Raw genomic sequence first — 9,980 nt, forward strand, 5'->3', positions numbered from 1 at the left:
ATAACCAGCACCGACCCCACACGAGCCTCGACGGACTCACGCCGGCGGAATATGCAACCCGGGCCGCAGAGGCCCATAACGCGAACAGAGCTAACTTATAATCGCGGACAATCTGGGGAGCAGGTCAACAACCACCCCTTCGATCAGGGTATGGATCGCGTTGCGTGACGCGCTCGCCTCCCACGTCATCAGATGCTATTCGAGCTCCGCGATGGCTGCGCGATAGAGTGATTCATAGTCGCCGGCAGGCGCATGACCGTCCGCTCGGGGAGATTGGCCAGTTCCTGCTCCAGGAGATCTTCCTAGCGTTCCAAATCCTTGAGGCGCGTCATGACGGAGCGGGGAAGATCGTCGTCTTCTTCCATCTGCTTCACCAGCTTACGGATTCGACGGCGCGCCTCGGCAAGCCCGGCCTCCATCTCATCGCGGCGACCATGGGCTGCGCGCGCCAAAGTATCGAGCTCGCGCTGAAGATGCACCGCGAACCGCCTGACGATCTCCGGCGTGGGCAGTCGATTGCCGAAGGCGCTGGGAACGGCAGCGAAGTCCCAAGTTCGCTCGCTCGCTACCGCACGCCCACTTGATGAAAGAAGGGCAGGTTTTAGGGAGCCGTTTCGAGGGGTCGAATGTCTGCAATCGGGGCGGGCAGCTGCCTCATCGGGCAGCGCGCACGAAGTTCTTGCTGACCTGCTGCCCAGACCGGGCCAATCTGCGCACCTCAGGTAGGCGGGACGCTTCGTATAGCTTGAGCGCGGCGATCGGCTCGGCCTGCAGCGCGGCGGCATCGAGAAACCGCGCCAAGATCAGTGCATCGTCCGCTGCCGTGGCAAAGCCATTGCCTGTCATCGGCGTACAGACGTGAGCGGCATCACCAACCAGGCAAATCCGTCCGGAGACGAGCCGGTCCGGAAGATACTCGACGACGGGGGTGCCCAGCACCGCCCTGCGAGCGATGCATTCCAGGATCGCCTCGCGCCAGGGAGATGGCCAATGCAGGCGCGCCAACTCCGCCAGTTCTTCGAACAATTCGTCTGGCATGTCATTCGGGCGCAGCGAATGCCGCACCAGGCTGCCTTCGACTGCACCTGTCTTTCGCAGGATTGCATTGTGCCCGGCATCGTACCAACCCCACCCCACCCGGCGGCGACCACGCTCCGGACTGCCGTCAGCGGCGGTCAGCGGAAATCCCAGCAGCACATATGGACCGGAACCCAGAAACTCGAGATTGGGCGGAAAGCGGACGGAAAGCGCTGACTCTTCCGCAAAGCCGACCCAGGCAAGATAATCCGCGAAGATCGCATCCGGACGTTCTGGGCTGACATACCGCCGGGCGACACTCTGATAACCGTCGGCACCGACCAGCACCGCGCCTTCGAACCGTCGATTGTCGGAGGTCATCGCCCAGGCATGGCCTTCCACCTGTCCCGTCGTTTCAACGCGGGCATTCTGCAAGACGAGGATGCCCGCTTCTTCCGCCGCAGCACGCAGACCTCGATAGACCGATTGCCATGCCTGGACGCCGGCTGCGAGCATCCCCGACGCATGTCGGCGACCAGTTAATTGCTCGAGCAATCCATCGCCGACCTGGAGCGCCGCGCCGGTCCGATCAATGTCGCTCGAGCGCTCCAACAGGGTGATGGAAAAACCGTGCCGGGACATCGCGAGGCCCGTCATGAGGCCGGCGAGTGAACCCCCGACGATAAGAATGTCGCTGACGTGCTCCTGACCAGGCACCATCAGCTCTTGGGGGTGACCCAAACCTCGACGGGGGCGACAAACTTGCCCGGCTCCGGCTTGCCGACCTGGACGCGATCGGCCCTCACCAGCTCGCCAGTCTCGAGATTGAAGCTAGCCCAAGGCTTCGGCATGCGGCCGAAGGTCATTCTCTGGATTGGCTGGCCCGTGGCCGAGTTAATGATTGTAGCGACAATACTCATGGGCGAGGCGATAGCCACCGGGTCATGCATCGGTCCAGCGAGAATGTGCCTGGCACTCGACCATGGGCTCCGCAAGAGCGTGGGCACTCTTCGCTTACGCGTGCGACTACTCAATGAAGGGCAGCTATCGGGATACTCGATCTCGTGATCGAACGTCGCAAGTGAGGGCGGCTCCAGCCTGACAGCCTTGCTCAATCCGAACGACCGCTATTGTCAGGGTCGGACGTTCGCGTGGCAGAAACGAACGTCGTCATTTGGTCGGGAGCCGCGATCACTGACTTGTCGATGGCTAAGACGGCTGTCGCCCCAATTTCAGACATTCGCGACGATCAGCGAGTTGCCTGAAACCCGCCGTTTGGTCCTGCATTCGAATGAGATCGATCTTTGCTTCTTGAAAATCCTATCCGCCCAAGGCTCGAACTATGTCGATAGCCGCCTGGAGCTGTGCGGCACGAACCGCAATAGCTGCACGTTGGGCGTCCAGCGAACTGGTTTGTGCAACCACGACCTCCAGATAGTCGGACGCCCCGTCATGATAGCGTGTCAGCGCCAGGTCGAGCGTGCGTTGTGCGGCTGCAGCTGCATTATCGCTGTCCTTCGACTGGATCGCCAGATGGGTGCTTGCGGCCAATGCATCTTCGACGTCGCGAAACGCGACGAGCACGGTCTTGCGATAATCGGCAGCCATTTCATCATATTGCGCGCGTGTCATCTTCACACGCGCCGCGCGACGCCCGCCGTCAAACAGGTCCAGCACGGTGGACAGTGGCCCAAGCCCCCAGAAGCTCGCCGGCGTGCTGAACAAGGCCCCGCCGGTCGCTTCCCAGCCGCCTGATGCACCCAATGATACAGTGGGAAAGAATGCGGCGCGCGCCACGCCGATCCGGGCGTTGGCGGCAAACATCCGCCGCTCCGCCGCTGCGATGTCGGGGCGGCGCTGGAGGAGTGTCGACGGTTTTTGGGGGGCAATGGCAGGCGCCGCTGCCAACCCATCGACGGGCGCTATCGAAAAGCTGGACGCCACCTCGCCGATGAGGGTGGCGATGGCATGTTCGGTGATCGCGCGCTGGCGTGCGACGTCCGAAATCTGCGCGCGAGCGGCCGACAGGACGGTCTGGGCACGATTGACGTCGAGACCGGAAGCGATGCCGCCATCGTGGCGCGTCGTCGTTAGATCGAGGGCACGGCTGTTGGCATCGACGGTCTGCCGCAGCAACGCGGCCTGCGAGTCCAGTTCGCGCAGCTGAAAATAGGCGCCGGCTAGTGCCGCCTGTAAGCTCAGCCGGACATTCGTTAGATCGGACGCGCTCGCCTGCGCCTCGGCCTTGCTCGCGCGCACGGCATTGCGGACGCGGCCCCAGAGGTCGATTTCATAAGCAAGCGCGCCCCCGACGGTGACATCAGTATAGGTATTGGCGACGGTTGCGCCGGGCCGCCGGGCCGACGCCCGGGCGCGGATGACGTCGCCGCTGGCTGAGGCGGTGGGGAAGAGATCGGCCCGACTTTCGCGCGCGGCGGCGAGCGCTGCGTCGAGGCGCGCTACGGAGGCCGCGAGATCAGGACTGGCCTTTTCCATCCGCGCCTCCAGATCGTCGAGCACGGGGTCGTTGAACATCGCCCACCATTTGCCGCGGTCGCTCGCATCGTCGGGCACCGCCTGCGTCCAGCCGTCCGGCGCTTCCTTATAGGCCGGTAGTGCAGCAACCTGTGGCGGCGCATAAGCCGGCGCCATCGAGCAGGCACCGAGTGGCAGTAGCAACGGGAGGAGCGTGAGCCTATTTCTTGGCATTGGCGCTCTCCACGCGCACCGTGTCGCCGGTGTCCAGCGCATCGGGCGGCGTCACGATCACTTGCTCATGACCGGTGAGGCCGGAGACGATCTCGACCACCTGCCCCTCGTCGCGGCCGATGCTCACGGGTTTCACTGTCACCTTGCCGCGCCCGTCGACGATGCCGATCATCGGCCCGGACTCGCGGAAGATGAGGGCAGACGAGGGCACACGCACGCTGCCATGCGTGCCGGCGACCGGCAGTGTGACCTGCGCGAAGCCGCCGGGCTTGAGGGCCTTGTCGGGATTGTCCGCCTGCAGCTCGATGAGCATCGTGCCGGACTGCGTATCGACGGCGCCGGCACTGCGTGTCATCACCGCGTCAAAACTGCGGCCCGGATATTCGGGCAGCGTCATGGTCGCATGCAGGCCCGGCTTGATCTGGCCCGACGTGGCCTGCGGCACGCGGACATAGATGCGCATGCGATGGACGTCGGAAACCGTGAAGAGCGGTTGCGCGCTCGCATTGCCCGAGGTGACCAGCGCACCTATCTGCGCCGAGCGGCTGGTAACCACGCCCGAGAAGGGCGCGACGATCTGCGAGAAGCCCTGCAGGGCCGTGAGGCGCTTCACATTGGCGAGCTGGGCATTGGCGATGGCGCTCTTAGCGGCGAAATCACCGGCCTTCTCGTCGGCCTCCTGTTTCGAAACGGCATCCTTCTCCAGCATCGACGACCAGCGGGTCGACGTACTCTGCGCGAGCTTCTGCTGAGCCAAGGCGGTCTGATAGTCGGCGCGCGCCTGGGCGAGTTGCTGGTCGACCTCCGGCGCATCGAGGATCGCAAGCCTCTGACCTTCGCGCACGCTGTCGCCGATGTCGACCAGCCATTTGCGGACATAGCCGTTGGTGCGCGCATAGATGGGCGCGCTGTTGAAGGCTTGGATGGTGCCGGGCAGCACGAGGCCCCTTGCATTATCGCTCTTCGCGTCCGAAACATCGCTGGCGGGCGCGCCGTCCGGTCGCATCACGGCGACGGTGGGCGTGGCCGCGTCGGCCGTGGTCTTGGCAAGCTCGGTGTCGGCGCCGCTGCGTACGGCAATGCCGAGTGCAACGACGGCGATCGCGATCACCCCGGCGCCGACACCGACGCGCTTCAGGGTTCTGTTCTGCGGCTGCTCGTCAGACATGAGCGAGTTCGATCTCCCTGAGGGACTGGTTGCTCGGCCTGCCGCGCCGATGGACGAAGCTGAAGACGGTAGGCACGAAGAAAAGGGTAGCGAAAGTCGCGACAATGAGGCCGCCGATGACGGCACGGCCGAGCGGCGCATTCTGCTCGCCGCCTTCGCCAAGGCCCAGCGCCATCGGCAGCATGCCGATGATCATGGCGAGCGCGGTCATGAGCACCGGACGGAAACGGACGAGACCCGCCTCCAGTGCCGCCTTGGTGGCATCACCGAGCGCATCGAGCCGCTCGCGCGCGAAGCTGACGACGAGGATGGAGTTGGCCGTCGCCACGCCCATGCACATGATCGCGCCGGTCAGCGCGGGCACGGAGAGCGTAGTGTCCGTCACGAACAGCATCCAGACGATGCCGGCGAGCGCGCCCGGCAGCGCGGTGATGATGACGAACGGATCAAGCCAGCTCTGAAAGTTCACGACGATGAGCAGGTAGATCAGGATGATCGCAGCGAGCAGACCATAGCCGAGGCCCGAGAAGGCGGTGTTCATCGTGGCATATTGACCGCGCACGGTGGCAGTCACGCCTTCCGGCTTATCCTTCTCGAGCGACTGGATCGCCTTGCGGACATCGGTCGCGACGGCACCGAGATCGCGGCCGACGGGAGTCGCGAATATGTCGACGACAGGCGTGATGTCATAATGGCTGACAACGGCCGCTGTTGTGCTGCGCGTGACATTGCCGACACCGCCAAGCGTCTGGGCGAAGGCGCCCGCGCCGTTGGTGACGGGCAGATTATTGAGCGCTGCGACCGTGCCGATTTTATATTCGGGCGCCTGCGAGACGACTGGATAGGAGACGCCGTTCTGCGGATTGAGGTAGAAGACCGGCGACGTCTGCGAGCTGCCGGCCAGCGCGCCGGCTAGGCTGTTGGTCACATCGCGCTCGGCAAGACCGTACTGGCTGGTCCGCTGGCGATCCACATTGACGTTGAGCTGCGGATATTGCGGCGGTTGCTGGATGCGCACGTCCGCCGCGCCGGGAATCGCGCGGATCTTGCGAAGCAGTTTCACGGCAAAGTCGTAGTTGGCCTGCGCGTTGCGGCCGCGCACCTGCACGTCGATGGGCGCGGGGGAACCGAAGTTCAGGATCTGGCTGGTGATGTCGGCCGGCAGGAAAGAGAAAGTCCGGCCCGGGAACAGCTTCGGCATCTCGCGGCGCAGCAGGGCGATATGCTCGTCGGTAGGGCGGTGGCCTTTCTTGAGCGTGATATAGATATCGCCGTCCATCGGTCCAACCGTGCCCGAGATGTTGTAGATCATGTTGATGCTGCTCGTCGGCAGGCCGATATTATCGGTGATCGAGACGATCTCATCGCCCGGGATCACAGCGCGGATACGGCGCTCGATTCGGTCGAATTCTGCCGCCGACGTCTCCAGCCGAGTCCCGACGGGCACGCGGACATGCATCAGGATCTGCCCCGAATCGACGCTCGGGAAGAAGTTGCGCCCGAGCAGCGGCACCAGCAGAAAGGAAATCAGCACCACGGCGAGGAAGCCGACCATGAACGTGCGGCGCGCGCCAAGCGCCCGGCCGAGCAGGTCGACATAGCCAGCGCGGAATCGCTCGAACCTGCGCTCGAAGCCGCGCTGGAAGCGGACCAGCACATTGCGTGAGCCCGGCTCGCCGGCGAGATGGCTGTTCTCGCCAACCGGCTCGTGGCGGCGCAGCAGATACATGGCCATGGTCGGCACCAGCGTGCGCGAGAGGATGAAGGAAGCGATCATCGCGAACACGACGGACAGCGCCATTGGCACGAACAGGAAGCCAGCAATGCCGGGCAGGAAGAACATTGGCACGAACACGATGCAGATGCAGAGCAGCGAGACGAAGGCCGGCGTCACGATCTGCGCCGCGCCGTCCATGATTGACTGGATGACGCCTTTTCCCTGCTCGAGATGATAGTTGATGTTCTCGATGGTCACGGTCGCGTCGTCGACGAGAATGCCGACTGCCAGAGCCAAGCCGCCCAGCGTCATGACGTTGAGCGTCTGCCCCGTCGCCGAGAGCAGGCCGATCGCGGCCAGCACGGAGAGGGGGATCGAGAGCGCGATAATGACAGTCGAGCGCCAGGATCCAAGGAACAGGAGGATCATCAGCGAAGTGAGGGCCGCCGCGATCGCGCCCTCCTTGATGACGCCCTCGACGGCCGCCTTCACGAATAGCGACTGATCCCCGACTGGCATGACCTTGAGATTCTTCGGCAGGCCGCCCAGCACTTCCGGCAGCTTGTTCTTGACGTCCTGGATGATCGCGAGCGTTGAGGTCGCGCCGTTCTTGAGGACGGTCATCAACACCGAGCGCTGGCCGTTCACATGCACGACATTGCTCTGCGGCGCGCTTCCGTCACGGACATAGGCGACATCGCGCATCAGAACGGTGCCGCCGTCAGCGACCTTGACCGGCAGGTCGTTCAATTCATCGATCGAGCCCGGCGCGTTGTTAAGCTTCACCGCATACTGCGCCGAGCCGATCTTCACGAAGCCGGCCGGGTTGATCTGGTTTTGCGCGGCAATGGCATTGGTGATGTCCTGCGCCGCGAGTCCGCGCGCCGCTAGCGCGTCTGGATTGAGGTCGATCTGCACCTGCCGCTGCTTACCGCCGAATGGATAGGGGATCGCGGCGCCAGGCACCGTGACGAGCTGGGTGCGGATCTGGTTCTGGCCGAAGTCGTTGAGCTGCTGCTCGGAGAGCCCGTCGCCGGAGACAGCGAGCTGCAGGATCGGCACGGTCGCGGCGCTGTAGTTGGTGATGAAGGGCGGCGTCGTGCCCGGCGGCATCTGGCGCAGGATGGCCTGCGAGATGGCCGTCACCTGCGCATTGGCGGTGCGGATATCGGCGCCCGGCTGGAAGAAGATCTTGACGATGCCGAAGCCGGGCAGCGACTGGCTCTCGGTGTGCTCGATGTCATTGACCGTGGTGGTCAGCACGCGTTCGTAGTTGGAGGTGATGCGCCCGGCCATGTCCTCGGGCGGCAAGCCGGCATATTGCCAGGCGACTCCGATGACGGGGATACGGATCTCGGGAAAGATGTCGACAGGCATACGCGTTGCGGCGAGCACGCCGCCGATGGCGATGAGTATCGCCATGACGATGAAGGTTAGCGGCCGTGTGAGCGCGATGCGCACGATGCCGATCATTCCGCTCTCCGAGAATTGAGCATGCGCAGACGGAACCCTCTCCAGGGTAGCGCACGTAGGGGCAGTGGCAGGGGCGCTCGCGATCTAATGCCGCGCGCGACGCCCGCGCTTCAGTTGCATTGCAAAATGGATTGTTCTCTGTCCAATATGCGATACGGCATGATTGAGACGAAAGACGAATGATGGATCTGCGGCAACTCCGCTATTTCGTGCGCGTTGCAGAGGAACTGCACTTCGGCCGCGCCGCGGCACAGCTTGGCATTTCCCAGCCTCCACTCAGTCAGCAGGTTCGCGCTCTCGAGGAGGAACTGGGCCTCACTCTCTTGGAGCGCACCAGCCGTCGGGTGAAACTCACCGAGCCAGGTCGTCTTTTTCTTGTGGAGGCACGGCGGACATTGGAGCAAGCGGGCCGGACAGTCGAGGCCGCTAGGCGCATACGCCTTGGTGAAGTCGGCGAGCTTTCAATCGCTTTTACGGCGTCCGTGGCCTTCGTGCCCGCTGTGACGAGCGCTCTGTTTCGCTTCCGTCAAAGCCATCCCAATGTGCACCTGCGGCTTCAGGAGGCGGCGCGTGAAACCCAGATTGCCGATCTGGCCGAGCGCAAGCTCGACCTTGGCTTCGTTCGTGGCCCAGACGCGCCACACCTGCCCGCCGGACTGGTCGCCACTCCATTCGTCGAGGAGGATTTGCTCGTAGCGATGCGTTCTGATCACGAATTTGCCCGCGGCGACGCCAAGATTCAGCTCGCTGCGCTGGCCGCAGAGCCGTTCATCTTTTATGATCGAATGCTCGGCAGCGGCTTTAACGAGAATGTCTTCGCGCTGTTCCGCAGCGGCGGATTCGAGCCCAATATTGTGCTGGAGGCAAGCGGACCGACCACTTTGCTCGGGCTCGTTGCCGCAGGTTTTGGGATGACGGTGGTAGCCCGATCGCTCAGCACGTTGCATCTCGATAATGTCAGTTATCGGGAGATCGACAGTCCAGCGGCGGTCAGCCGCCTCTGGCTGGTCCATCATCAGATCATGGCGTCCGCTGGTCAGTCGCTGGTGCAGATGATGACTTTGTGAAGGACGGGCCGATCGTTCGGCCGGTCGAACGACCGGAAACACTCCGCCAGCGGCCGGCCTCCAATTGAACTCATCCGGGGGTGACCAGGTGCGGGTCGGTGGCGACTCATGCTTTTCCGTTTCGGACTAATTGCTGCTCAAATGGTCGCCTCAGGCTCGCTCAACACCCGGTTTTTGCGGCAACGTGGCCAGGCTTGCAATCCGCGATAGTCGCCCGTCCTGCACGGAGACGCGATCCACCGTCATCACCTCCGTGTGCCACTCGGTCTCGCGAATGTCGAAGAGCTGGTAGCCCCGGCGGCTGTTGTGCAGCGCGGTGTGCGGATTTGCCGCTGGCACGTCTTCCCAGCCTGGCGGCATGTTGCTGCCATCGCCGTCGGAACTGATGGATGATGCGACATATTCGGTGGCGACCGGCTCACTGAGCAGATCCGCGTCGCTGGATGGGATGACGCCGGCATGGTGCTTGTGCACATCACCTGTGGCAACGACCACATTGGTCAGTCGGCGTTCTTGAATCATGTCGCGGACCCGCTGCCTGGCCTGCGGATAGCCGCTCCAGCTATCATTGTTGGTGTAGAGCGCCGGGCCGCCCGTTGCCGCGGGATAGCGGAACGGCATCATCATCACCTGCTGCGCCAGCAGGTTCCAGCCGGCATTGCCGCCCATGCCATTGCGGAGCCAGACCTCCTGCTCCTCACCTAGGCCGGATCGACATTCAGCGAAGCCAGATCATGGCGGCAGCGAGGTGGATGAAGCCGGCGAAATGGATAGTGCGCCGATCGTAGCGCGTGGCGAAGCGGCGGAAATGCTTGAGGCGACCGAAGCA

Annotated in this window: 7 protein-coding genes and 1 pseudogene; 2 read left to right on the forward strand and 6 right to left on the reverse strand. The window is 63.6% G+C overall.

Annotation, left to right across the window (positions count from 1 at the left end):
• The first annotated feature begins 227 nt into the window (after nucleotides 1-227).
• Entirely contained in the window at nucleotides 228-584 is a 357-nt protein-coding gene (locus KK488_RS21120) for a hypothetical protein (RefSeq protein ID WP_214625711.1), read from the forward strand.
• 70 nt (nucleotides 585-654) lie between these two features.
• On the opposite strand, the gene KK488_RS21125 is transcribed toward KK488_RS21120, so the two are convergent.
• The 5 genes from KK488_RS21125 to KK488_RS21145 all read right to left on the reverse strand — a co-directional run bounded on the left by KK488_RS21125 (nucleotide 655) and on the right by KK488_RS21145 (nucleotide 8,084).
• Nucleotides 655-1,737 carry an FAD-dependent monooxygenase gene (locus KK488_RS21125; RefSeq protein WP_284732256.1) on the reverse strand — a complete coding sequence of 361 codons (1,083 nt, stop codon included), beginning with the start codon at nucleotides 1,735-1,737 and terminating at the stop codon, nucleotides 655-657.
• Nucleotides 1,737-1,937 carry a hypothetical protein gene (locus KK488_RS21130; RefSeq protein WP_214625713.1) on the reverse strand — a complete coding sequence of 67 codons (201 nt, stop codon included), beginning with the start codon at nucleotides 1,935-1,937 and terminating at the stop codon, nucleotides 1,737-1,739. Before KK488_RS21130 ends, KK488_RS21125 begins: the two co-directional genes overlap by 1 nt.
• 400 nt (nucleotides 1,938-2,337) lie before the next feature.
• The gene (locus KK488_RS21135) at nucleotides 2,338-3,726 is read right to left on the reverse strand and encodes an efflux transporter outer membrane subunit (protein ID WP_214625714.1); all 1,389 of its coding nucleotides are present in this window, start codon (nucleotides 3,724-3,726) and stop codon (nucleotides 2,338-2,340) included.
• Entirely contained in the window at nucleotides 3,713-4,894 is a 1,182-nt protein-coding gene (locus KK488_RS21140) for an efflux RND transporter periplasmic adaptor subunit (protein ID WP_214625715.1), read from the reverse strand. Before KK488_RS21140 ends, KK488_RS21135 begins: the two co-directional genes overlap by 14 nt.
• Nucleotides 4,887-8,084, reverse strand: coding sequence for an efflux RND transporter permease subunit (locus tag KK488_RS21145; protein ID WP_214625716.1), 3,198 nt, complete (start codon nucleotides 8,082-8,084; stop codon nucleotides 4,887-4,889). The genes KK488_RS21140 and KK488_RS21145 overlap by 8 nt, the downstream gene beginning before the upstream one ends.
• A gap of 179 nt (nucleotides 8,085-8,263) precedes the next feature.
• Between KK488_RS21145 and KK488_RS21150 the strand changes: the two genes are divergently transcribed.
• Nucleotides 8,264-9,151: a LysR substrate-binding domain-containing protein gene (locus KK488_RS21150; RefSeq protein WP_250890909.1), complete on the forward strand. Its 888-nt coding sequence runs from the start codon at nucleotides 8,264-8,266 to the stop codon at nucleotides 9,149-9,151.
• Between the two features lie 150 nt (nucleotides 9,152-9,301).
• On the opposite strand, the pseudogene KK488_RS21155 reads toward KK488_RS21150, so the two are convergent.
• Nucleotides 9,302-9,853, reverse strand: a pseudogene (locus tag KK488_RS21155) (alkaline phosphatase D family protein); the annotation flags it as partial.
• Nucleotides 9,854-9,980 lie beyond the last annotated feature (127 nt).

Source organism: Sphingobium nicotianae (assembly GCF_018603885.1).
In the GTDB taxonomy this organism is placed as follows: Bacteria; Pseudomonadota; Alphaproteobacteria; order Sphingomonadales; family Sphingomonadaceae; genus Sphingobium; species Sphingobium nicotianae.

Excerpts from the sequence above, each read along its gene's own strand:
- KK488_RS21150 (WP_250890909.1), top strand. The coding sequence starts at position 8,264 with ATGATGGATCTGCGGCAACTCCGCTATTTCGTGCGCGTTGCAGAGGAA.
- KK488_RS21125 (WP_284732256.1), bottom strand. The coding sequence starts at position 1,737 with ATGGTGCCTGGTCAGGAGCACGTCAGCGACATTCTTATCGTCGGGGGT.
- KK488_RS21145 (WP_214625716.1), bottom strand. The coding sequence starts at position 8,084 with ATGATCGGCATCGTGCGCATCGCGCTCACACGGCCGCTAACCTTCATC.
- KK488_RS21135 (WP_214625714.1), bottom strand. The coding sequence starts at position 3,726 with ATGCCAAGAAATAGGCTCACGCTCCTCCCGTTGCTACTGCCACTCGGT.
- KK488_RS21140 (WP_214625715.1), bottom strand. The coding sequence starts at position 4,894 with ATGTCTGACGAGCAGCCGCAGAACAGAACCCTGAAGCGCGTCGGTGTC.
- KK488_RS21130 (WP_214625713.1), bottom strand. The coding sequence starts at position 1,937 with ATGAGTATTGTCGCTACAATCATTAACTCGGCCACGGGCCAGCCAATC.